Annotated in this window: 19 protein-coding genes; 12 read left to right on the top strand and 7 right to left on the bottom strand. The window is 73.0% G+C overall.

Translation table 11 applies throughout. The features are described from left to right. The first annotated feature begins 24 nt into the window (after positions 1-24). From guaA to ACIG36_RS24530, 5 genes are all read left to right on the top strand, one after another. Complete coding sequence (gene guaA, locus ACIG36_RS24550; protein ID WP_399931637.1) at positions 25-1,629, top strand: glutamine-hydrolyzing GMP synthase; 1,605 nt, start codon at positions 25-27, stop codon at positions 1,627-1,629. A gap of 179 nt (positions 1,630-1,808) precedes the next feature. Then, on the top strand, positions 1,809-2,360 hold the full coding sequence (locus ACIG36_RS24545) for a carboxymuconolactone decarboxylase family protein (RefSeq protein WP_399931635.1): 552 nt from the start codon (positions 1,809-1,811) through the stop codon (positions 2,358-2,360). Between the two features lie 246 nt (positions 2,361-2,606). Beyond that, positions 2,607-3,413 (top strand): class II aldolase/adducin family protein, encoded by an 807-nt coding sequence (locus ACIG36_RS24540; RefSeq protein WP_399931633.1) that lies wholly within the window; start codon positions 2,607-2,609, stop codon positions 3,411-3,413. A 176-nt stretch (positions 3,414-3,589) separates the two neighbouring features. After that, positions 3,590-4,606 (top strand): Ig-like domain-containing protein, encoded by a 1,017-nt coding sequence (locus tag ACIG36_RS24535; protein WP_399931631.1) that lies wholly within the window; start codon positions 3,590-3,592, stop codon positions 4,604-4,606. A 154-nt stretch (positions 4,607-4,760) separates the two neighbouring features. Then, positions 4,761-5,252, top strand: coding sequence for a DoxX family protein (locus ACIG36_RS24530; protein WP_399931628.1), 492 nt, complete (start codon positions 4,761-4,763; stop codon positions 5,250-5,252). On the opposite strand, the gene ACIG36_RS24525 is transcribed toward ACIG36_RS24530, so the two are convergent. Further along, complete coding sequence (locus ACIG36_RS24525; RefSeq protein ID WP_399931625.1) at positions 5,245-5,499, bottom strand: hypothetical protein; 255 nt, start codon at positions 5,497-5,499, stop codon at positions 5,245-5,247. The two genes, ACIG36_RS24530 and ACIG36_RS24525, sit on opposite strands and share 8 nt — an antisense overlap. Continuing rightward, a complete protein-coding gene (locus tag ACIG36_RS24520; RefSeq protein ID WP_399931622.1) occupies positions 5,486-6,904 on the bottom strand; it encodes a PspC domain-containing protein in 1,419 nt (472 codons plus the stop codon). The genes ACIG36_RS24525 and ACIG36_RS24520 overlap by 14 nt, the downstream gene beginning before the upstream one ends. Positions 6,905-7,050: 146 nt before the next feature. Between ACIG36_RS24520 and ACIG36_RS24515 the strand changes: the two genes are divergently transcribed. The 4 genes from ACIG36_RS24515 (at position 7,051) to ACIG36_RS24500 (ending at position 11,944) form a co-directional block, all read left to right on the top strand. Further along, positions 7,051-8,691 (top strand): protein kinase, encoded by a 1,641-nt coding sequence (locus ACIG36_RS24515; RefSeq protein ID WP_399931620.1) that lies wholly within the window; start codon positions 7,051-7,053, stop codon positions 8,689-8,691. Between the two features lie 82 nt (positions 8,692-8,773). Next, positions 8,774-10,054 (top strand): PspC domain-containing protein, encoded by a 1,281-nt coding sequence (locus ACIG36_RS24510; protein ID WP_399931617.1) that lies wholly within the window; start codon positions 8,774-8,776, stop codon positions 10,052-10,054. Further along, positions 10,051-10,734, top strand: coding sequence for a LuxR C-terminal-related transcriptional regulator (locus ACIG36_RS24505; RefSeq protein ID WP_399931614.1), 684 nt, complete (start codon positions 10,051-10,053; stop codon positions 10,732-10,734). Before ACIG36_RS24510 ends, ACIG36_RS24505 begins: the two co-directional genes overlap by 4 nt. 94 nt (positions 10,735-10,828) lie before the next feature. Then, a complete protein-coding gene (locus tag ACIG36_RS24500) occupies positions 10,829-11,944 on the top strand; it encodes an alpha/beta hydrolase (RefSeq protein ID WP_399931612.1) in 1,116 nt (371 codons plus the stop codon). A 48-nt stretch (positions 11,945-11,992) separates the two neighbouring features. On the opposite strand, the gene ACIG36_RS24495 is transcribed toward ACIG36_RS24500, so the two are convergent. Beyond that, positions 11,993-13,063 (bottom strand): NlpC/P60 family protein, encoded by a 1,071-nt coding sequence (locus ACIG36_RS24495; protein ID WP_399932299.1) that lies wholly within the window; start codon positions 13,061-13,063, stop codon positions 11,993-11,995. A gap of 272 nt (positions 13,064-13,335) precedes the next feature. Between ACIG36_RS24495 and ACIG36_RS24490 the strand changes: the two genes are divergently transcribed. Beyond that, entirely contained in the window at positions 13,336-13,689 is a 354-nt protein-coding gene (locus tag ACIG36_RS24490; RefSeq protein ID WP_399931609.1) for a hypothetical protein, read from the top strand. Positions 13,690-13,783: 94 nt separating this feature from the next. After that, positions 13,784-16,279, top strand: a complete 2,496-nt coding sequence (gene pcrA, locus ACIG36_RS24485) for a DNA helicase PcrA (RefSeq protein ID WP_399931606.1) — start codon at positions 13,784-13,786, stop codon at positions 16,277-16,279. Between the two features lie 45 nt (positions 16,280-16,324). Here the strand turns inward: pcrA and ACIG36_RS24480 are convergent, their stop codons facing one another. Beyond that, a complete protein-coding gene (locus ACIG36_RS24480) occupies positions 16,325-18,010 on the bottom strand; it encodes a peptidoglycan DD-metalloendopeptidase family protein (protein WP_399931603.1) in 1,686 nt (561 codons plus the stop codon). Positions 18,011-18,207: 197 nt separating this feature from the next. Continuing rightward, positions 18,208-19,104 (bottom strand): esterase/lipase family protein, encoded by an 897-nt coding sequence (locus tag ACIG36_RS24475; RefSeq protein WP_399931601.1) that lies wholly within the window; start codon positions 19,102-19,104, stop codon positions 18,208-18,210. A 378-nt stretch (positions 19,105-19,482) separates the two neighbouring features. Here ACIG36_RS24475 and ACIG36_RS24470 point away from each other — a divergent pair, with 378 nt between their 5' ends. Next, complete coding sequence (locus ACIG36_RS24470) at positions 19,483-19,896, top strand: cobalamin B12-binding domain-containing protein (RefSeq protein WP_399931599.1); 414 nt, start codon at positions 19,483-19,485, stop codon at positions 19,894-19,896. Between the two features lie 123 nt (positions 19,897-20,019). Here the strand turns inward: ACIG36_RS24470 and ACIG36_RS24465 are convergent, their stop codons facing one another. Both ACIG36_RS24465 and ACIG36_RS24460 read right to left on the bottom strand, forming a co-directional pair. Beyond that, the gene (locus ACIG36_RS24465) at positions 20,020-21,693 is read right to left on the bottom strand and encodes a DUF5691 domain-containing protein (protein ID WP_399931597.1); all 1,674 of its coding nucleotides are present in this window, start codon (positions 21,691-21,693) and stop codon (positions 20,020-20,022) included. Positions 21,694-21,789: 96 nt separating this feature from the next. Further along, positions 21,790-23,193, bottom strand: a complete 1,404-nt coding sequence (locus ACIG36_RS24460) for an SWIM zinc finger family protein (RefSeq protein WP_399931594.1) — start codon at positions 23,191-23,193, stop codon at positions 21,790-21,792. Positions 23,194-23,215: the final 22 nt, after the last annotated feature.

Here is a 23,215-nt window from a genome sequence, read left to right as displayed (position 1 = left end):
TCCGATCGCCGGAAGGCCGCTCCCGTGTCAGCAGCACCCCCCGCCGCCGCCCACGACAACACCGCGGAACCGGTGCTCGTTGTCGACTTCGGTGCGCAGTACGCCCAGCTCATCGCCCGCCGTGTCCGTGAGGCCCGGGTCTACAGCGAGATCGTGCCCAGCACGATGCCCGTCGCCGAGATGCTCGCCAAGAACCCGAAGGCGATCATCCTCTCCGGCGGCCCCTCGTCGGTGTACGAGGAGGGCGCCCCGCGCCTGGACGACGCCCTCGGTCTCTTCGAGTCCGGCGTCCCCGTCTTCGGCATGTGCTACGGCTTCCAGCTGATGGCCACCACGCTCGGCGGCATCGTCGACAACAGCGGTGCGCGCGAGTACGGCCGTACGCCCCTGCACGTCACCAAGGCCGGCTCGACCCTCTTCGAGGGCACGCCGGAGGAGCAGTCGGTGTGGATGTCGCACGGCGACGCCTGCTCGGCCGCCCCCGAGGGCTTCACCGTCACCGCGTCCACGGACGTCGTGCCGGTCGCCGCCTTCGAGAACGACGCCAAGAAGCTCTACGGCGTGCAGTACCACCCCGAGGTGATGCACTCCACGCACGGCCAGCTGGTCCTCGAGCACTTCCTGTACCGCGGCGCGGGCATCGAGCCGACCTGGACCACGGGCAACGTGATCGAGGAGCAGGTCGCCGTCATCCAGGAGATGGTCGGCACCAAGCGCGCGATCTGCGGTCTGTCGGGCGGCGTGGACTCCGCCGTCGCCGCCGCGCTCGTGCAGAAGGCCATCGGATCGCAGCTGACCTGCGTCTACGTCGACCACGGCCTGATGCGCAAGGGCGAGACCGAGCAGGTCGAGAAGGACTTCGTCGCCGCGACGGGCGTCCAGCTGAAGGTCGTCGACGCGCAGGAGCGCTTCCTGAACGCGCTCGCCGGGGTTTCCGACCCGGAGACCAAGCGCAAGATCATCGGCCGTGAGTTCATCCGCGTCTTCGAGCAGGCCCAGGCCGAGATCGTCGCCGAGGGCGCGGCCGGCGGCGAGGACGTCGCGTTCCTCGTCCAGGGCACCCTCTACCCCGACGTCGTCGAGTCCGGCGGCGGCACGGGCACGGCCAACATCAAGTCCCACCACAACGTGGGCGGCCTCCCCGAGGACCTGGAGTTCAAGCTCATCGAGCCGCTCCGCCAGCTCTTCAAGGACGAGGTCCGCATGGTCGGCCAGGAGCTCGGTCTGCCGGAGGAGATCGTCCAGCGCCAGCCCTTCCCCGGTCCGGGCCTGGGCATCCGCATCGTCGGCGAGGTCACCAAGGAGCGCCTGGACCTGCTGCGCGAGGCCGACGCCATCGCCCGTGAGGAGCTCACGGCGGCCGGCCTGGACCGCGAGATCTGGCAGTGCCCGGTCGTGCTGCTCGCGGACGTCCGCTCCGTCGGCGTCCAGGGCGACGGCCGCACCTACGGCCACCCGATCGTGCTGCGCCCGGTGTCCTCGGAGGACGCCATGACGGCCGACTGGACGCGCATGCCGTACGACGTACTGGCCCGCATCTCGACCCGCATCACCAACGAGGTCGCCGACGTGAACCGCGTGGTGCTGGATGTCACCAGCAAGCCGCCGGGGACGATCGAGTGGGAGTAGTCCGTGCGGGAGTGATCTCCACGCGCGCGTGAACAGCGGCCGCGCCCCGAGGGGGCGCGGCCGCTGTCGCATGCGCCCGCCCGTGCGCCCGCTCGCCCTCTGCTCGGCATCCTCGAAGAAGACCCCGGCAGCCCGCCCGCGCCATGCTCTCGAGGGGATCGACATCGAGAGGGGGCCTCGTGCCGCACATCGACGTGGGCAACGACGCACCGGGAATCCTGAGCCTCATGCGCTTCCGCCCGGAGACAGCCGGGCCGCTGAACGAACTGGCGGAGATCCTGCTCCGCTCGCCGGGCTCGCTGTCGCGCGGCGAGCGGGAACTGATCGCCACGTACGTCTCGCGCGGCAACGGCTGCGAGTTCTGCACCGGCTCCCACGCCGCGCTCGCGGGCCGGCAGCTCGAGGGCGGCCGGGAGGCGGTGCGCAGGGTGGTGGAGGACCACGACTTCTCCGGGCTGACGGACAAGCTCGTCGCCCTGCTGACCATCGCCGACCTCGTCCGCCAGGGCGGCCGCGCGGTGACGCACGAGGCCGTCGCCGCCGCGCGCGAGGCCGGGGCCACGGATGTGGAGATTCACGACACCGTCCTGATCGCGGCGGCGTTCTGCATGTACAACCGCTACGTCGACGGCCTGGCCTCCGTCCCGCCGACCGACCCGGCGGTCTACGAGCAGTCGGCGAAGCTGATCGTCGAGCACGGGTACGGGGCCGTTTCGCGCGGGGGCGGATGATTCGTTTGTACGGTCAACGCCGCCGGCTTCGCTCCTTCGTTTGAGCGGAGGCGGTGGCGTTCCGCCCTGCCGCGAGTGATGCCGGACTCGGAAGAACGGGACCGCAGGTGCAAGCCCCAGTTGTATGCAGAGGCCGGGATCCCGCATTTCTGGCTGGTAGCAATGGCGTGCTCCAGCTATGGCCTCCGTCCGTACCCAGCGGTAGCTTCCGACCCGTAGCCACGGATCAGCCGGAGGAGAGCCGCCATGCCGCAGCCCGAGTCACAGGCCACCGCCCCCGAACCGATACCCACCGACCGGCTCCACTTCGCCATGCCGCCGCAGCACGATTCGGTCGAGGAGGAGCGACGCCACCGCAAGGAGCGGCTCGCGGCGGCGTTGCGGCTCTTCGGGCGGTTCGGGTTCGAGGAGGGGGTCGCGGGGCACATCACCGCGCGGGATCCGGAGTTCACGGATCACTTCTGGGTCAATCCGTTCGGGATGTCGTTCAAGCACATCACCGTGAGCGATCTGATCCTCGTCAACGACCGGGGGCAGGTCGTCGAGGGGCGCTACCACGTCAACCAGGCGGCGTTCGCGATCCATTCGCAGATCCACAAGGCCCGGCCCGACGTGGTGGCCGCCGCGCACAGCCACTCCACCTACGGGCGGGCGCTGTCCGCGCTGGGGGAGCTGCTGGAGCCGATCACCCAGGACGTCTGTGCCTTTTACCAGGACCACGCCCTCTTCGACGACTACACGGGCGTGGTGGTGGACGAGGAGGAGGGGCGTCGGATCGCCACCGCGCTCGGGCCGCACAAGGCCGTCATCCTGCGCAATCACGGACTGCTGACCGTCGGTGACTCGGTGGACGCGGCGGCGTGGTGGTTCATCACGATGGAACGTTCCTGCCAGGTGCAGCTGGCGGCGAAGGCCGCGGGCAAGCCGGTGCCCATCGACGCGGCGAGCGCGGCGCACACGTACGAACAGCTCGGCAGCGACCTGGTGGCGTGGATCAACTACCAGCCGCTGTACCAGCAGATCACGCGCAGTGAGCCGGAGCTGCTGGGCTGAGTCCGGCTGAGCAGGGCTGAGACCTCGGTCCTGTGCGAACCCCCGCCCTTCGGCGGGGGTCGCTCGTTCTTCCGGCCGTGGTCGGGGTGGATTTGCCCTGTTTACGATGGTGGAAAGCCGGAGCGTCGCCGCTCCGGCTCTGCCATGTCTGGAAGAAAACCACCGGTAGGAGAACCATGCGCCGCCTCTCCCGTTGCCTCGGGCTGTCCGCCGCTCTCGCCTTGACCGGCCTGGCCGTTACGGCGTGCGGCGGCGGTGCCGAGGCCGAGGAGCGGCCCGCGAAGTCCTCCGTGTCGAAGCCCCCGGCGTCCGCCGCCCCGGTCTCCGAGAAGCCGGCCCCGCCGGCCGTCATGCTCACTGACGCGGCCAAGGCGGTACGCCCCGAGATCGCCCCCGCGGGCGGGGAGACGGTCGGCGTCGGCCAGCCGATCGCGATCGTCTTCAAGCAGCAGAAGGTCGCCAAGGAACTGCGGGCCGGGATCGAGGGGCGCCTGAAGGTCTCCACCTCGCCGAAGATCGCCGGTGCCTGGCACTGGAACGAGTCCAAGGGCGACACCCGCGTCCACTTCCGCCCCGAGAAGTACTGGCCCGCCGGCACCAAGGTCACCCTCGACGCGAAGCTCGGGGGCGTGAAGCTCGCCGAGGGCACCGCAGCCGTCGGCAACCGCACCATCTCCTTCACGATCGGCGACTCGATGGTCAACACCGTGGACCTCAAGACCCACCGGATGACCGTCGTCCGCAACGGCACGACGCTGCGCACCATCGCGATCAGCGGCGGTGACGAGGGCAAGGGCTTCGGCACCCGCGCGGGCGTCAAGACGATCCTCGCCAAGGAGGGCCGGGTCGTCATGGACTCGCTCTCCATCGGCATCCCGCGCAACCACCCCGACGGATTCTACGGCTCGTACGACTACAGCATGCGCGAGACGATCAGCGGCGAGTACGTGCACGCCGCGCCCGACAACGCCGAGTCCTTCGGCAAGGAGAACGTCAGCCACGGCTGCATCGGCATGTCCACCGACGACGCCAAGTGGCTGTACGGGCTGAGCCGCAAGGGCGATGTCGTGCAGGTCGTGGGCAGCGGGAAGCCCAAGCCGATGGACCACTTCGGCAACGGATACGGCGACTGGAACCTGACCTGGCAGCAGTGGCTGGAGGGCAGCGCGCTGGGTCTGCGCAGCGGCGGCTGAGTACGCGTACGCTCCGACGCGCAAGCCCTGTGGACAACCCCCGCCACGCATGGCGGGGGTTGTCCACAGGGCTGAACGCGTTTTCGCTCGCGGACGTATCGTCGAATGACGGCGACACGGGAGGCGGGTGGACGGCATGTCACAAGAGGCGGGCATGGAGGAAGCGGAAGGGCGGCGGAGCCGATACGCGCTGCTGCCGTTGCGGATCTTCCTCGGCGTCACCTTCGTCTACGCGGGGCTCGACAAGCTCACCGACCCCGCCTTCCTGGCGGCCGACGGGCCGGGTTCGCTGGGCGAGCTGATGCGTTCGGCGCGCGACACGGCGGGAGTTCCGGGGCTGGTGGATCTGGCGCTGCGCAGCCCCGGGGGCTTCGGGTGGGCGATGGCCCTGGGGGAGCTGGCGGTGGGCGTGGGCACGCTGCTGGGGTTGTTCGCGCGCGTCGCGGCGGCCGGGGGCGCGCTGATATCGCTCGCCCTGTGGCTGACCGTCAGCTGGGCGGCCACTCCCTACTACTACGGCAACGACCTGGCCTATCTCATGGCCTGGCTGCCGCTGGTCATCGCGGGCGCGCCGCTGATATCGGTGGACGCGGCCCGGTACCGCCGGCGACGGGCGCGTGCCCTGGCGGGCGTGCCGGTCAGCTGAGTCTGTCCGGCCGGTCGTCGCGGGGGCGGCCGGCCGCCGGGTCGGCCCCGCGCGTGCGGTGACGGCGGACGGTGAAGGCGAGGGAGGAGACCACGCCGGCCACGCAGAGGCCGGCCGCCATGACGGGCAGCAGCAGATAGGAGGGGAAGTGCACGCGGCTGTCGGCCGCCGCCAGATAGGCCAGTCCGCCGCCGAGCAGGACCAGCCCGATGACGAGCTTGCCCGGGTCGAAGTCATGCCGTCGCACGGGTCACCTCCACCTGGCCGAGACCGGCCTTGAGCTCGAGCCTGAGTGTGCCGTGCGAGGGCTGTCCGGGGGCCGGGCCCAGGGTCAGGCGCTTGCCGCCGCCGGGCTGGACGTCGATGTCGTCGCGGCCTTCGCCCGGCAGCTGGATGTCGCCGACGCCGACCTCGATGTCCAGCTCCGCGGTGATGTCGGGCGGCAGGACGACCCTGAGCTGCCCGGCGCCGACCTCGGCGGTCACGGCGGCCGGTGGGGTGCCGGTGCCGGCGCCGGGCCCGCTCCGGGGCCAGCGCACCCCGGTGAGGTCCAGTACGCCGACCCCGCTGCCGAGCTCGTAGTGGTCGCGCACATCCGCGGCGGCGGAGGGCCGCCAGGTGGTGCGCGTCCACTCGGCGGTGACCGACTTCGGCAGCGCGGCGGCGCCCGTCAGCAGCGCGCCGGTCAGTACAGCGGCGACGACGGTGCCGCCGCCCGTGTGCCCGTACAGCGAACTCACCGTGATGCCCAGGCCGAAGACGCCCAGGGCGCAGGCCAGTCCGATCTCGAGGGAGGTGCCCAGTGGCTGCTGATGCCAGGTCAGGCCGGTACCGAGGCCGAGGGCGACCAGGGCGAGGAGGAACGTCCAGCCGCCCAGCGGACGGCCGGTGACGGGTCGTGAGGGGAGGGGGGAGCGTTCGCGGGCGGCCGCCGGGCCGCCGTGGCCGGCGGCGAGGGCCGGACTGTCGTCCGGGCCCCACAGGTGGCCGGTGCCGGCGGCCGCCGGTGCGGCGGCCGGGGCGTCCCTGACGGGGTCGCGCCACCAGGACGGGGCGCCGGGGGCCGGGGGGGCCTGGGTCTCCGGCGGGGCCTCCATGGTCTTGTGGGGCCGGTGGGTCTTGTGCGGCTTCTGGGGCTTCTGCGTGCTGTCGGCGCCCGTGTCCGTCCGGCCGTCCGCCCGGCCGTCCGCCCAGCTGTCCGTCCGGCTGCCCGTCCGGTCGTCCGGCCGCTCGTCCTCGGCGGGCTCCGGCTGCCGGTGCCGCGACCAGTACGCCGCGCCGCTGATGGCGATCGTCAGCATCAGGGCGAATGACATCACGTCACTGTTGTTGAGCATTGAAAGGAATAGGCCGCAGCCGACCAGCGCGCACAGCACCGCCGTCAGCGCCGCCCCCTCGACGCGCCCCGACAGCATCCGGCGGGCCTCGTTCTCGTCCTCGCCCTCGAGCGGGATCAGCAGCCAGGCGAAGCCGTACGCGATCAGCCCCAGCCCGCCCGTGACGGCCAGAACTCCCAGCACCACGCGGAAGACGACCGGGTCCATGTCGAAGAAGCGGCCCAGGCCGCCGCACACGCCCGAGACCATCTTGTGCTCGCGGCTGCGCCGCAGCGGCGGGACGGCGTCGTGTTCGGCGGGGGGTGCGTCGGTCATGGGCCCATGGTGTCAACCGGAACGCCTGTGCGGCATCCGTGGCGACCCTGGACGTTCCCTGAGACCGACCCCGAGATCCGGCCGGTTAGGGTGTGGCGCGTCGAACACCAGCGGGGGAACCGGAGGAGCGTGCGGTGCACGGGGCAGTGCCTGAGACAGGTCGGCTCATCGCCGGGCGGTACCGGCTCGTCGAGCGGGTCGGCCGCGGTGGCATGGGCACGGTCTGGCGCGCCGAGGACGAACTGCTGGCCCGCCAGGTGGCGGTCAAGCGGCTGCACGTCAACCCGGGTCTGGAGGAGGACGAGCTCGCCACCCTCTACGAGCGCACCCGCCGCGAGGCGCGCAGCGCGGCCCGCATCAACCACCCCAATGTCGTGGTCGTCCACGATGTGGTCGAGGACGGCGGTCTGCCCTGCATCGTGATGGAGTACGTCCCGTCGACGACCCTGGGCGATGTACTCAAAAGGGGCGTCGTGGGCCCCGACGAGGCCGCCCGCATAGGGCGTTCCATGATCGCGGCCCTGCGCGCGGCCCACGCTGCGGGCGTGCTGCACCGTGACGTCAAGCCCGGCAACGTCCTCCTCGGCGCCGACGGACGGGTCGTCCTCACCGACTTCGGCATCGCCCACTCCAGCGGCACCTCGACGCTGACCAAGACCGGCGAGATGGTCGGTTCGATCGACTACATCGCGCCCGAGCGGGTCAAGGGCGCCAAACCCGGCCCCGCCTCCGACCTGTGGGCGCTCGGCGCCACGCTCTACCAGGCGCTGGAGGGCCGTCCCCCGTTCCGCCGGGACACGGCCGTCGAGACGGCCTACGCGATCGCCATGGACCCGCTGCGGCCGCCGAGCAACGCGGGCCCGCTGACCAAGCTCATCGAGACCCTGCTGGCCAAGGACCCTGCCCTGCGGCCCCCGGCCGAGCTCGTCGAGCAGATCCTGCGCGAGCCCGCCGCCGAGCCCGACACGGCGGTCCACCGCACCGCCCCGGTGGCCGCCGCCGCTGCCCGGCCCGAGCGTCCCGAGCCCCCCACGCGCCCGGAGCGGCACGAGCGGACCGAGACCGCGACCGTGCCCGAGCCCCTCGCTCCCACCGGCCCGACGGTGACCGTCGCCGCCCCGGAGGCAGGGGCCCGCAAGGGCCGCGGCCGTGCGCTGTGGGGCAGCGCGGCGCTCGTGGTCGTGGTGGCCGGGCTGGCGGCCGGCGCCTTCCTGATGCTGGGGGAGGACGGCACGACCGACGACAAGGCCGCGCCCTCCACCCGGCGGGACGCCTCGCCGGCCCCCGCCCGGACGACCCCGTCCGCGACGGCGCCCACATACCCGGCCGTCCCGAAGGGCTACCACCTGGTCGAGGAGAAGGGGGTCGGCGTCTCCTTCCCCGTCCCCGACGGGTGGCGGCGCACGGTGGTCAGGGACAGCGACGAGAGCGTCTACGTCGACCCGAGTGGGCTGGTCGGCCTGCGGATCTCCGTCCTCGACCTCGCGAGCACCGACCCGCTCCAGCGCTGGAAGGACGACGAGGCCAAGTCCGTGGCGGAGGGCAAACTGCCGGGCTACAAGCAGCTGCGCATGCAGAACACCACCTACCGGGGGCAGCCGGCCGCGATCTGGGAGTTCACCTTCAAGGGCCGCGAGCGCGAGTTCCGGGCCGCCGACCTCGGGTTCGGCACGCCGGGCGAGAAGGAGTACGCCATCTACCTGTCCGCGCCCAAGTCCGACTGGGACCGGCACAAGCGGATCTTCGACGTGGTCCGCGACGGCTTCCGCCCGGCGGGACGTCCCTGACCGCCGCGCGCACCCGGTCCCCGGGTGTCCTCAGGGACGACCCTGATGCCGGGCCGGGCACGCGCGTGTGACGATCGGTTCCATGACCGCCCCGGCACCGACGCAGCACCCCGACGACCCGCCCCTGCGCAAGCTCTACCGCAGTGCCGAGGGGCGGATGCTCGGCGGCGTGGCGCGCGGGCTCGCCGGCCATCTCGGCGTACCGGTGTCCTGGGTGCGGCTGGTGTTCCTGGCACTGCTGATGGCCCAGGGCATGGGCGCCCTGCTGTACGCCGTGTTCTGGTTCGTGGTGCCCCTGGGCGTCGGAGGCGTCGAGGACCCCCGCAGGACGGCCGTGGAGGCCCCTGCCGGCGGATGGCGGCGGCCGTTCCTCCGCAGGCTCGACCGCGGCCAGGTCTTCGCGCTCGTCGCCGTCGTCATCAGCGCCGCCGTCTTCCTCGACCGGCTCCACCTCGGCCGTGCCAACGCCTACATCTGGCCGCTGGTCCTCATCGGCGCCGGCGTCGCCCTCGTCTGGCGGCAGGCCGACAACGCCCGCCGCGCCCACTGGATGGAGGTCGGCCGCCGCAAGCGCGTCCTGCCCCTCGCGCGCGGCGCGGCCGGAGTGCTGCTCGTGGGCGTCGGCGCGACCGGCATCGTCGTCCTCCAGGGCTCGGCCGAACACCTGGGCACGGTCCTGCAGGCCTCGCTGGCCGTGCTCGTCGGCATAGCCCTGCTGGCGGGCCCCTCGGTCGTGCGGATGACCCAGGACCTGTCGGCGGAGCGGACCATGCGCATCCGGGCACAGGAGCGCGCCGAGGTCGCCGCGCACGTCCACGACTCCGTCCTGCACACCCTCACCCTGATCCAGCGCAACGCCGACGACGCCCGCGAGGTCGCCCGGCTGGCCCGCGCACAGGAACGGGAGCTGCGCAACTGGCTCTACAACCCCGAGGGCCGCGGCAAGGACGAGGCCGAGGAGCCCAGGACGCTGGCGGAGGCCGTCAAGACCACCGCCGCCGAGGTCGAGGACCACCACGGCGTCCCCCTCGAGGTCGTCGTGGTCGGCGACTGCCCCCTGGACGAACGGCTGGGCGCCCAGCTGCAGGCCGCCCGCGAAGCCATGGTCAACGCGGCCAAGTACGGTGGCGAGGGCGGCGCCGTGCAGGTCTACGCCGAGGTCGAGGGGCGTACGGTCTTCATCTCCGTGCGCGACCGGGGCCCCGGCTTCGACCTCGACGCGGTGCCGGACGACCGGATGGGCGTCCGCGAGTCGATCATCGGCCGGATGCAGCGCAACGGCGGCACGGCCCGGCTGCGTCAGGTGCCCGGCGGGGGGACGGAAGTGGAGCTGGAGATGGAGAGGGCGGAGAAGACGTCATGACGACCGAAGAGGTTCCGGAGCGTCACGTACGGGTGGTGCTGGTGGACGACCACCGGATGTTCCGCACCGGCGTGCAGGCCGAGATCGGGGCCACCGACCGCACGGGGGTGGAGGTCGTCGGCGAGGCCGCCGACGTCGACCAGGCGGTCACCGTCATCGCTGCGACCCGCCCCGAGGTGGTCCTGCTGGACGTCCACCTGCCCGGCGGCGGCGGGGTGGAGGTGCTGCGCCGCAGCGCCGCGCTGATGGCCGACAAGGAGGCCCCGGTCCGCTTCCTGGCCCTGTCGGTCTCCGACGCGGCCGAGGACGTCATCGGCGTCATCCGGGGCGGGGCGCGCGGCTACGTCACCAAGACCATCACCGGCGCGGACCTGATCGACGCGGTCTTCCGGGTCAAGGACGGCGACGCGGTCTTCTCGCCCCGCCTGGCGGGCTTCGTCCTCGACGCCTTCGCGTCCACGGACGCGCCGCCCGTCGACGAGGACCTGGACCGGCTCACCCAGCGCGAGCGCGAGGTGCTGCGCCTGATCGCGCGCGGCTACGCCTACAAGGAGATCGCCAAGCAGCTCTTCATCTCGGTGAAGACGGTCGAGTCGCACGTGTCCGCGGTGCTGCGCAAGCTGCAGCTGTCCAACCGGCACGAGCTGACGCGGTGGGCGACGGCGCGCCGGCTGGTGTGACGGGGGCCCGGCCGGCCGTGCGGAACCGCCGGGCGCTCCTCGCCATCTAGACACAGGCGAGAAGCACAGCACCCGAAACGAGAGCCGCAGCCCGATGAGCCTGACGGGAACCCCCTTCTTCCTGACCACGATCGCCCTGGTCGTGGTGGCCCTGGCCCTGCCGCTCACGTTGTGGGGCAGGGTCCGGGGGCCCCGGCTCGTCCGGCAGCTCACGCGCCTGGTGATGCTGCTGTTCGCGCAGGTCACCTCGATCGTCATGGTCTTCGTGATCGTCAACAACTCCAACGGCCTCTTCGACACCTGGGCCGACCTCCTCGGCACCGGCGACCACGTCGAGGAGGCCGCCGACCTCGGGCCGGACGGCACCGGCGGCAAGGCGGTGGACGAGCAGCCGAAGGTGGTGCAGAAGTTCAAGCCCGCCTCCGACAGGCGCATGGGCCCCGGCGTCCAGGAGACCCGGCTCAAGGGCCGCATATCCGGTGTGGAGGGCGAGGTCTACGTCTGGCTGCCGCCGCAGTACGACGACCCGGCGTACAAGGACAGGAAGTTCCCCGTCGTCGAGGTGCTGCCCGGCTTCCCCGGCTCGGCCAAGGCCTGGTTCGGCACCCTCGACGTCAACACCCAGCTCAAGCCGCTGATGGAGAAGGGCGAGGTGGCCCCCTTCATCGTCGTGGCGCCGCGCACCACCCTGCTCGGCGACACCGACACCGGGTGCGCCAACACCCCGGGCAAGGTCAACGCGGACACCTGGCTCAGCGTCGACGTCCGCAAGATGGTCACCGACACCTTCCGGGCCTCCGAGAAGCCCGACGGCTGGGCCGTCGCCGGCTACTCCGCCGGCGCCCACTGCGCCACCAAGCTCGCCGTCGCCCACCCCGACCGCTACCGGGCGGGAGTGAGCCTGTCCGGCTACAACGACCCCATCGGCGAGCCCGGCTCGCTCACCGCCAGGACGCCCGAGCTGCGCGAGGCGAACAACCCCTTGAAGATGCTGCAGCGCGCCACGACCCCGCCGCACGTGGCGCTGTTCCTCTCCGGCGCCGAGGGCGACGGCTACCAGGGCGGTCTGGCGATCAAGCAGGCGGCCAAGGCGCCGACGACCGTGCACGTGAGCATGATCCCGGCGGGCGCGGGCGGCCACGGCACGGCCGTGTGGCGGCGCCAGGTCCCGGAGGTCTTCAAGTGGCTGACGAAGCAGGTCACCTACTGAGGCACCTGCTGAGGCAGGTCACCTACTGAGCGACGCCTCCTCGTAGGGTCACGCCGGCCGGGACGCCCCCGCGAACGGCATCTCGTCGATCGGCGCGATCCGCACCGGCGCCCCGGGATGCGGGGCGTGGATCATCCGGCCGCCGCCGATGTAGAGGCCCACGTGGCTGATGCCGGGGTAGAAGAACACCAGGTCACCGGGGGCGAGCTGCCCCCTGGCGACGCGGTGCCCGGCGTTGATCTGGGTGTAGGTGGTGCGCGGCAGGGAGACCCCGGCCGCCTGCCACGCCGCCTGCGTCAGCCCCGAGCAGTCGAACCCCGACGGGCCGGTCGCCCCCCAGACGTACGGCTTGCCGATCGCGGAGTAGGCGAAGGCGACGGCCCGCGCGGCACGCCCCGACACGGCGGGGGCCGGGCCGCGCACGGGCGCGGTCGCCCCGTCCACGGCCTTCGTCGCCGCCGAGCCGGCCGCGCCCGCCGCCCCCTCCCCGGCCTCGACGGCCGCGCGTTCCTCCCGGGGCAGCTCGCGCAGCAGCTCCTCGGCCCGGTCGAGCTTCGTCTCGATGACGCGCTTGTGCCGGGCGAGGGCGGCCTCCTCGCGCCGGAGCTCGGAGAGCCGGGCGTCCGCGGTGGTCCGTACCTGCTGGACGCCGCGCAGCTCCTGCCGGACCCGGGCCACCGCGCCGGCCCGCCGGTCGCCCGCGCGGTCGGCCAGCGCGGCGCCCTCGAGGTAGCGGTCGGGGTTGCCCGAGAGCAGCAGCCGCACGCCCGCGGGCATGCCGCCCTCGCGGTACTGGGCGGTGGCGAAGGAGCCGAGGGCGTTGCGCGCGGCGTTCAGGCGCTCGGTGCGGCGGGCGGCCTCGTCCTGCAGCCGGTCGAGCGCGGCGCGGGCCCGGTCGGTCCGCTCCTTGGCGCCGTTGTACTTCTCGGTGGCCACCTCGGCCTGCTGGTGGTACCGGGCGATCTCCGCCCTGGCCTGCGCGGGGGTGCGGGCCGGGTCGGCGTGACCGGTGCCCTCGAGGGCGGTCGCGGTGGCGGCTCCCGCGAGGACGAGGGTCGCCGCGGTGCGGGCGGGGCCGCCGGCGAGCGGGCTCGACCTGGGCTTTCGGTGGGACGCCACGATCGCCGTCACTTCCTTCCGGTCCGGCTGGTGCCCGGCGATGGCCCGCACGAGGGGGCGGCGGGCCACCGCCGTCTGGAGGAGGACGCTAGGCCTCAGGCGCACCGGGAAACGGCCATGACCGCTATTGCCCCAATTCGGTTGTTCGGTGACTGCTCGTGGCCGGGCGTTCCCTGCCCGTAGGGAGGGATGCGGCCACGGGCTGATCGAAGCCGTGTTCCTTCCGTACCTGTCCGCCGGGGGCTGCTATGGCCCCGGCTAGGGTCGGCGGCATGGACGTACTGATTCACGCCGTCGTCGGCCTGCACATCATCGGCATCGCCTCCCTGCTGGGCGGCTTCCTGACCCAGATGAAGGCCATGGGCCGGGGCGAGGCCCGCATGGTCCCGGCGATGCTGCACGGCGCCCTGACCATGCTGGTCACCGGCGTCGCCCTGGTCGGCCTCCACCAGGCCAAGGACCACACGCTCAACAACGTCAAGCTCGGCCTGAAGCTGGCGCTGCTGGTCGTCATCCTGGGCCTGGTCTATGTGAAGCGGGACGACGAGAAGGTGCCCACCCCCGTCTTCGGCGCGGTCGGCGCGCTGACGATCGCGAACGTCTTCGTCGCCGTGATGTGGGTGTGACCACGCGCGCGTGACGGTCGCCCCTTGTGGGCGAGGCCACTGTTGGCGGGATCCGGGACCGGCTGTCAGTGCGGCCGCCTAGACTCGGGAGGCGATGAGCAGCCTCTTTGACGACAGCTTCCTGGCGGACCTGGCCCCCTCCGACGAGGAGCACCCGCCGCCCCTGGAGGACGCGGCCCCCGAACCGCTGCCGGACGACCTGTTCGGCGGCGCCTTCGACGTACCCGTCCCCAGGGAGGCGTACTACCGCGACGGCGCCGTGCGGCCCGCCGTGGACCCCGCGGCACTGCTGGAGGGGATGAACGACCAGCAGCGCGCCGCCGTGGTGCACACGGGCTCGCCGCTGCTGATCGTCGCGGGCGCCGGCTCCGGCAAGACGCGCGTGCTCACGCACCGCATCGCTCATCTGCTGGGCGCGCGCGGCGTCCACCCGGGGCAGATCCTCGCGATCACCTTCACCAACAAGGCCGCCGGCGAGATGAAGGAGCGCGTCGAGCAGCTCGTCGGCCCGCGCGCCAACGCCATGTGGGTGATGACCTTCCACAGTGCGTGCGTGCGGATCCTGCGCCGGGAGAGCAAGAAGCTGGGCTTCACGTCCTCCTTCTCGATCTACGACGCGGCCGACTCCAAGCGGCTGATGGCCCTGGTCTGCCGCGACCTGGACCTCGACCCCAAGAAGTTCCCGCCGAAGTCCTTCAGCGCGAAGATCTCCAACCTCAAGAACGAGCTCGTCGACGAGGAGGCCTTCGCCGCGCGCGCCGCCGACGGCTTCGAGAAGACGCTGGCCGAGGCGTACGTGATGTACCAGTCCCGGCTGCGCGAGGCCAACGCGCTGGACTTCGACGACATCATCATGACCACGGTCCACCTGCTGCAGGCGTTCCCGGACGTGGCCGAGCACTACCGCCGCCGCTTCCGGCACGTCCTGGTCGACGAGTACCAGGACACCAACCACGCCCAGTACACCCTCGTACGGGAGCTGGTGGGCACGGCGGACAACACCGGCGAGGAGGGCGTCGGCGAGCTGTGCGTCGTCGGTGACGCCGACCAGTCGATCTACGCCTTCCGCGGCGCCACGATCCGCAACATCCTCCAGTTCGAGGAGGACTACCCGGACGCCACCACCATCCTGCTCGAGCAGAACTACCGTTCCACGCAGACGATCCTCAGCGCCGCCAACGCCGTCATCGAGCGCAACCAGAACCGCCGCGCCAAGAACCTGTGGACCGAGGCCGGAGCGGGCACCGCCATCACCGGCTACGTGGCCGACACCGAGCACGACGAGGCCCAGTTCGTCGCCGACGAGATCGACCGGCTGACGGACACCGGGGACGCGAAGGCCGGCGACGTCGCCGTCTTCTACCGGACCAACGCCCAGTCCCGTGTGTTCGAGGAGATCCTGATCCGCGTCGGCCTGCCCTACAAGGTCGTCGGCGGCGTGCGCTTCTACGAGCGCAAGGAGGTCCGCGACGTCCTGGCCTACCTGCGGGTGCTCGCCAACCCCGAGGACACCGTGCCGCTGCGGCGCATCCTCAACGTGCCCAAGCGCGGCATCGGCGAGCGCGCCGAGGCCATGATCGACGCCCTGTCGCTCCGCGAGAAGATCAGCTTCGCGCAGGCGCTGCGCCGCGTCGACGAGGCGTACGGCATGGCCGCCCGCTCGGCGAACGCGGTCAAGCGCTTCAACACGCTGATGGAGGAGCTGCGCACGATCGTCGAGTCGGGCGCCGGGCCCGCCACGGTGCTCGAGGCCGTGCTGGAGCGGACGGGCTACCTCGCCGAGCTGCAGGCGTCCACCGACCCGCAGGACGAGACCCGCGTGGAGAACCTGCAGGAGCTCGCCGCCGTCGCCCTGGAGTTCGAGCAGGAGCGCGAGGGGGAGGAGCCGGGCACGCTGGCCGACTTCCTGGAGAAGGTCGCCCTCGTCGCCGACTCGGACCAGATCCCCGACGAGGACACCGAGGGCTCCGGCGTCGTCACCCTGATGACGCTGCACACCGCCAAGGGCCTGGAGTTCCCCGTCGTCTTCCTCACCGGCATGGAGGACGGCGTCTTCCCGCACATGCGCGCCCTGGGGCAGGTCAAGGAGCTGGAGGAGGAGCGGCGGCTGGCGTACGTGGGCATCACGCGCGCCCGCGAGCGGCTCTACCTGACCCGGGCGAGCATGCGCAGCGCCTGGGGACAGCCCGCCTACAACCCGCCGTCGCGGTTCCTGGAGGAGATCCCCGACCAGTACCTCACCTGGCGGCGCACCGGGCCCGCGACGCCGTCGGTGTCCTCGCTGGGCGCCGGGTCGGGCGTCACGGCGGGCTTCTCGTCGGGGTTCGGCTCGTCGCGCGGTGCCGCCGCCCAGGCGGGGCCTGGGGGCACCTCCCGGACGGAGTCTGGGGGAGGGTTCGCGACGCGCCGGGCCAAGGACCGGCCGGTGGTGGCGCTCGCCATCGGGGACCGGGTCACGCACGACTCGTTCGGCCTGGGCACGGTCATCGCCGTCAGGGGCAGTGGTGACAACGCCGAGGCCACGGTCGACTTCGGCGAGGAGAAGCCGAAGCGGCTGCTGCTGCGGTACGCGCCGGTGGAGAAGCTCTAGGGCGTGTCCGTCGGGCCCGTGCGGGGTTCCCGCACCGGCTTCCGGTCACGTCGGGTCGTAGCCGTGGCTGCGCAGCCAGGTCAGCGGGTCGACGGCCGAGCCGCCGGGGCGCACCTCGAAGTGCAGGTGCGGTCCGGTGGAGTTGCCGGAGTTGCCCGAGTAGGCGATCACATCGCCGGCCTTGACGGGCCCGGAGCGGATCTTGGTGCTGCTGAGGTGGCAGTACCAGGTCTCGGTGCCGTCGGCTGACGTCACTATGGCCATGTTGCCGTAGGCGACGTTGTACTGGGTGCGGACCGTGCCGTCGGTGGCCGCCATGACCGGCGTGCCGTAGGCGACGGGGAAGTCGATGCCGGTGTGCGCCGACATCCAGTTGACGCCCGCCTGGCCGTACATCGCGCTGAGGCCGTGCTGGGCGACGGGCAGCGCGAACTTCGGCCGCTCGCGCTCCTTCTTGGCGGCCTCCTCGGCCTTGCGCTTGCGCTCCTCCTCCTGACGGGCCTTGAGGTCGATGCGCTCCTGCGTGCGGTTGGCCCGGCTGGCGAAGTCGTCGGCGCCCCGGCTGAGGCCGGCGAGCTGGGTGTCGAGCTTGCTGTTGGCCGCCGAGAGCTTCACGGAGGTGTCGGGGGCGGAGGCGGCGGCGGTGGTGGTCTTGGGGGTGCCCTTCTCGCCGCCGGTCATGACGGACGCGGCGGCGATGCCGGCGACGCCCATGACGGCGACCGAGGGCACGGCGACGGTCAGCAGGGCCTTGCGGCGGGGGCGGTAGCCGGCGCGGGTGGGGGCCGGGGCGCCCTTGCGGCGGCTGGCGCGGCCGTGGCCGTGGCCGGGTGCGCCGGGCGCGTCGTCCTCGTACGGCCGGGCCTGTGCCGGGACGTCCGCCGGGAGGTGCTCCGGCTCGTCGTCCGGCCCGCTCTCCGGCGTGCCGGCCGCCTCCGGCTCCTCGATGATCAACATGGCCCGGGTCTCGGCGTTGGCCACGGACTGGGCCCTGGCGGTGACGTCGGGTGCCTCGCCCTGGCCCTGAGCCGGGATCTGGCCGAGGTCGGCGCCGGAGAGGTCGACCATGAGGGTCGGGGTGTGCTGGGCGGCGGGGGACTCGTCCATCGCCGCGTAGGCGCTGGTGTCCCAGGCCTGGGTCTGCTGCGCGCTGATGTCCCACTGGCCGGAGGGACCGGTGTTCCAGTCCTGGCCGGAGGCGTTCCAGTCCTGGGCGGCGGGGTACTGGCCGGAGGCGTCCCACGCCTGGTGGTGGGAGCCGGTGTCCCACTGCACGGTGTCGTAGGAACCGGTGGCCGGGCCGGCGGTGCTCCAGGCACCGGTGTCCTGGCCCCAGCCGGAGGCGGCGGACGCCGTGTTCCACTGGCCCGAGTCGTGGTGCCCTGTGTCGTGGTGCCCCGAGTCGTGCCGGCCGGTGTGCTGGTGCCCGGTGTGCTGCTGACCGGTGAAGTGCTGTCCCGTGGCGTCCTGGCCGCCGAGGTCGTAGCCGCTGAAGTCCCAGGTCTGGGTTTGCCCGGTGACGCCCCATTGGCCGCCACTGGTGTCCCAATGACCGGAAGTGCCCCACTGTCCGGAAGTGTCCCACTGCCCGGTGGTGCCGTAGCCGTCGTACCCGGCGTGGCCCTGCGAGGAGGCCTGCTGCTCGTACGACGTGTAGTGCCCGTGCCCGTAGGAGGCATCGGGAGCGGGAACGGACTGAGCCGGGCCCGCCTGCGGGTGACGGTCGTTCACCACCACTTCCATTTCGCCTTGGCAGCAGGAGAATTAGCGGCGACTGTACCCGGCGGTATGCGGCAACGACAATCTTCATCACGTTTCGTGTGGTGGAGGTCCGGGCATTTAGCCGCCTTTCGGCGTACAGGGCACCGGCGCGTCGACTCGACGTTCGAAATGCGTTCGAGTTGCTGTCGGACGCGGTGGCCGCGGGCTCAGGCCACCGAGGCGGCGCCCGGCGCACCTGCCACCGGTTCTTCCGTGGTCAGGGCCTGGCGGATGCCCGCCGCCACCGCCCCGTGCACGGGCAGGGCGAGATGCCCCACGCCGCTCACCCTGACGTTCCGCGCCGACAGATCCGGGTGATCGATACGCGCGGTCTCGACGGGCACCATGATCTGATCCAGGTCGCTCCAGAAACTGATGAATTGCGTTGTGCAATGCGGGGCCGGCTCGGCCAGTTCCGCGATGACGTCCGAATCCGGGCGCATCTGCCGCACCAGTGGATGAGCCGACATGAAAGGCGCCACACGCGTACCGCCGTGCGGCGTGCCGAGCGTGACGAGGGTGCGCACACGCGCGTCGCCGCCGAGCCGCTGGACGTAGTAGCGGGCGATCAGGCCGCCCAGGCTGTGGCCGACCATGTCGACCCGTTCCCGGCCCGTGCTGGCGCAGACCTCCTCGACGTGGCGGGCGAGCATCGTGGCCGCCGTGCGGAGATCACAGGTCAGGAGGGAGTGGTTGAGGGACCACACCTGCTGCCAGCCGTGCCGGCGCAGTGAGCGGCGCAGCAGGACGAACACCGAGCGGTTGTCGATGAAGCCGTGCAGGAGGAGCACCGGCAAATGGGGGACAGGCGGCGCGCCGGGCGTGTCGGACGGGTCCGCCGCGCCCGGCGCCTCCGTCGGCTGCGGCGTTCCCGGCGTGGGGGGTGGCGGTGCCGGGACGGCCCGGGGCGGCGGGCGGCGCTCCTGGGTGATGCCGGTGGGATAGATCAGCAGATGCGCGGTGAGGATCGCCAGCTCCAGCACCGTGGACCGCAGCAGCGCGGCCGAGGGGCGCACAAGAGCGCAAGGGCGTAAGAGGGTGCAGAGAAAGGGCAAGGCCCCCATGGCCGACCGACCTCCCGAACGGCACACAGATGAGGCGACCCTTTCCCCCGTGTGCCCTCGCGGGCAGCTGTGCGCGGCCCGGCCGCACCGCTGCGCCGGGCGGCTGTCGGCGCAGTGGTGCGGAGGCCTCGTCGCGGCTCCCCTCGCGGCCGCTCCCAGGGCCGGCGCCGGGGTCGGAGCGGGTCCTGTGCGGCCCGTGAGGCGCGGGGTGCGGGAGCGGTGCGTAGCGAACGTGGTGTCCCACGTGTGATTTCCCCCTCGCTCCCCACCGCGAAACGGCCGCTTGCGGGATGCTGGAGATAACGTTCGTTCACATTCCCTGGCCCCCTGGGTGCGGGGACCTCGCGGCCGGCTGACGGCTCGTACATGGAGGCAGTGATGGGAGTGACCGGTCCGATCCGCGTGGTGGTGGCCAAGCCGGGGCTCGACGGGCATGATCGCGGCGCCAAGGTCATCGCGCGGGCCCTGCGCGACGCCGGCATGGAGGTCATCTACACCGGACTCCACCAGACGCCCGAGCAGATCGTCGACACCGCGATCCAGGAGGACGCCGACGCGATCGGCCTGTCCATCCTCTCCGGAGCCCACAACACGCTCTTCGCCAAGGTGATCGAGCTGCTGCACGAGCGCGACGCGGCCGACATCAAGGTCTTCGGCGGCGGCATCATCCCCGAAGCGGACATCGCGCCGCTCAAGGAGCAGGGCGTCGCGGAGATCTTCACCCCGGGGGCGACGACCACGTCGATCGTGGAGTGGGTCAACGCCAACGTCCGCCAGACGGCCGGAGCGTAGGGCCTCCGGCCGGGCCTTGGACGGCCGGGGGCCGGGACGGTCGGCCGGGCGCGGGGCGCGTCCCGGCCGTGCGGGCTGTCCGGACAGCCCGATACCCGACTACCCGACTACCCGACTACCCGGCTATCCGACTTCCCGCTCTCCGGCGAGCTCCGCCCGCATTGCCGCGCGCAGGCGCAGCGTGCCGACGAGGCGCTGGAACGCCTCCGTCCAGTAGCCGGCCGCGCCGGTGGACGCGCCGCCCGCCGTGCCTTCCCCCGTGCCGCCCGACGCGCCGTCGTCCGCCGGGTCGCAGGGGACGGCAGTGAGTATCTCCAGGCGGTCGGCCTGGGCCGGGTCCAGGCAGCGCTCGGCCAGGCCCATCACCCCGCTGAAGCTCCACGGGTAGCCGCCCGCCTCCCGTGCGGCGTCCAGGGCGTCCACCACCGACCGGCCCAGCGGCTCGGCCCACGGAACCGCGCACACCCCCAGCAGCCGGAACGCCTCCGACAGGCCGTGCGCGGCGACGAACTCCGCCACCCATCCGGCCCGTTCCCCGGCCGGCAGCGCGGACAGCAGCTTCGCCGGGTCCAGCCACGACGAGCTCGCCGGGGCGGGCGGCGACGTGGCCGGGCCCAGCAGGGCCCGTGCCCATTCGGCGTCGCCCTGCCGGACGGCCGCCCGGCACCAGGCGGCGTGCAGGTCCGGCTGCCAGCCGTCGGCGACCGGCAGCGCCACGGCCTCCGCCGCGCGGCCCACCCCCAGCCGCTCGCACCAGATGCCCAGCGGCGCCGCCTCCACCAGCTGGCTCAGCCACCACGACCGCTCACCCCGCCCGGACGGGGGCTTGGCCACCACGCCGTCCCGCTGCATCGCGCCGTCGCACTCGTGGGGCGCCTCGACGACCACGCGCGGCCCCGAGCCATGGGTGCGGTCCAGCGCCACGCAGGCGCGGGCACGCCCGGCCATCCGGTCCGCGAGGGCGGACCCGGGGAGTCCGGTGAGCAGCTCCGCCGCCGTGGCCCGGACGTTGCGGCTGCGGTCGGACAGCGCCTGCTCCAGGAAGGGCTCGTCGGCGGGTGAGAGCTCGGCGCGCAGGGAGTCGAGGAACATCAGCCGGTCCTCCGCCCGCTCCTTCGCCCACGTCGACGCCAGCAGCTCCCGCCCGGCGCCGGCATCGCGACGCCGCACGGCCGCCAGCAGCGCGGCCCGTTCGGCGAACAGCCCTTCCTGCCAGACGCGCTGCTCGCCCTCGGGATCGTGGGCGCCCACGGCGGCCGCCCCCGGAGTGCTGCCGGTGGTTGAACCGCGCAGCGCGTACTTCCACTGCGGGTTGAGCCGGGCCAGCCACAGCGCCCGCGGCCCGCCGAGGGCCAGTGCCGCCGGCCGCAGATCGCTGCGGGCCCGAGCCGCCTCGAGCAGTGCGGGCAGCAGGGCCGCCGGGGCCCGGTAGCCGTGCTCGTTGGCGGCCGCCAGCCACTGGGGCAGCAGCTCGGTGAGATCGGGGGCGCTGCCCCGGCGGCCTCCGCCGCCGGGCGCGGCCCGGTCGGCGAGCAGCAGGGCCAGCCGCCGCCGCGCCGCCTGCGGCAGGGCCGGTCGGTCGTCCCCCGGCGCTGCTTCGGGTGGCGTTCGCGAGGGGACCGGCAGCAGCGCCGCCCGCCGTTGCACGGTCCGCAGCGCGGCCGCGTCGAGCAGCGCCCCGGCGGCGTCCTGCCCCGGCCGGGACGGAACGGGCACCGTGCGCCGCTCGGTGCCCAGCAGGGCGGTGGTGACGAGGTCGTCCCAGGCGGCGGAACCCGTGAGGGTGGTACTGGTCATGAGCTTGCCCTTCGTGTGCGGTGGCCGCCCCCGAGGGCGGATGAACGGCGCGGGCGGACGAACGGCGCGCGCCGCGCGGGTCGCGCCGGGCGCGTGTCAGAGCGCGACCGGCTCCGGCTCCCATGTCGTCAGCGGAGTGAAGCCGCGGTGGCCGCACTCGCCGAAGACCGGCACCGGCCTCCCGCCGGATATGGCCGTCAGTTGCCACAGCCCCATACCGTCACCACCGCCGCCACCGCGTAGATCGAGTGGTATCGCCGACTCGCCGTCCGCGTCGGCCAGTTGCCAGCCGCTGCCCCCGGCGTCGGGCACCGGAGTGACCGCCGAGAGCATCACCGGCCAGCTCTCCAGCCACGGATCGTCCCGCAGCGCCTCGCCGTAGGCGCCCAGCGCCGCCGCCGTGTCACCGCCCGGCGGCGGGGCGGGGCTGGGCGCGGGCGCCGCGTGCCGGGTGCCCAGCACCGCGCGCAGCGGGCGGGCGGCCGGGTGGAAGACGAGGTCGGCGTCGAGGGCGAGGCCCACGGGCAGGGAGAGTTCGGGCGCGCGCCCGGCCGCCCCATAGGAGAGGACGAGCGCCATCCGGCCCGTACTCCTGCCGTGCAGCCAGATGCGGCGCGTGACCAGGCGGCCGTCGTTGCTGTCCCGCTGGGCCAGCACCAGCCAGTGGTCCCGCACGGGCGGGACCGAGGCCAGCAGGCCGGCGGCGTCCGAGGTGAGGCCCACCCGCGTGCGGACCGTCGCGGCCAGCGCCTCCGGCAGCCGCTCCACCCGCAGATACCCCTGGCTGAGGGTGTGCAGCAGGGCGCACTCCTCCAGCAGCCGCGAGGCCCAGTCCGTCCCCGCCCCGGACCCGGCCCCCGCAACCGACGCCAACTCCCGTACACGCGCGGCCAGTCCCGGTGCCTGCGCGTCGACCATGCGGGCCGCTGTCTCGTCCCACTGCCCGTACCCCGCCCCCTCGACGGACGCGAGCCCGCCCCGCAGCAGATCGGCCAGCCGCTGCTCCAACTCCGAGGCGCCCTCGGCGATCCGCCGCGCGCGCCGCTCGGCACGGCGGCGCGCCGCCTCCGGGTCCGCCGGCGCCTGCGCCCCGCCCCCACCGGGCCCCGCGCCCGCCGCCCGTTCGACCCGCTGTCGGCGCCGCTCCAGCCACTGCCCCGCCCAGTCGGGCGGGCCACCGGCCGAGGACGGCACCGACGCCTCCCCCTCCGTCCACAACAGCAGCAGACCCAGCGCGTGTTTGCACGGGAACTTCCGGCTCGGGCAACTGCAGTGGAAGCCCGGACCGTCCTGCCCCGTCAGATCCACGACCGTCCGGTACGGCTTGCTGCCGCTGCCCTTGCACTCACCCCAGACCGCGCTCGCGTCCCCGTCCGTGTGCGCGCCCGAGCCCGACCACGGGCCGGGCGCCGCGAGCTTGGCGCCCGCCTTGCGTGATGCGGCGTCAGGAGCCAGTGCGAGCACCTGCTCCGCCGTCCAGCGTTCCCCCTGGCGATTCATGCCGACGACGTTAGGACCCCCC

Origin of the sequence: Streptomyces sp. NPDC053048, assembly GCF_044547045.1 — a bacterium.
In the GTDB taxonomy this organism is placed as follows: domain Bacteria; phylum Actinomycetota; class Actinomycetes; order Streptomycetales; family Streptomycetaceae; genus Streptomyces.
This window is presented reverse-complemented; position numbering and strand designations above follow the sequence as displayed.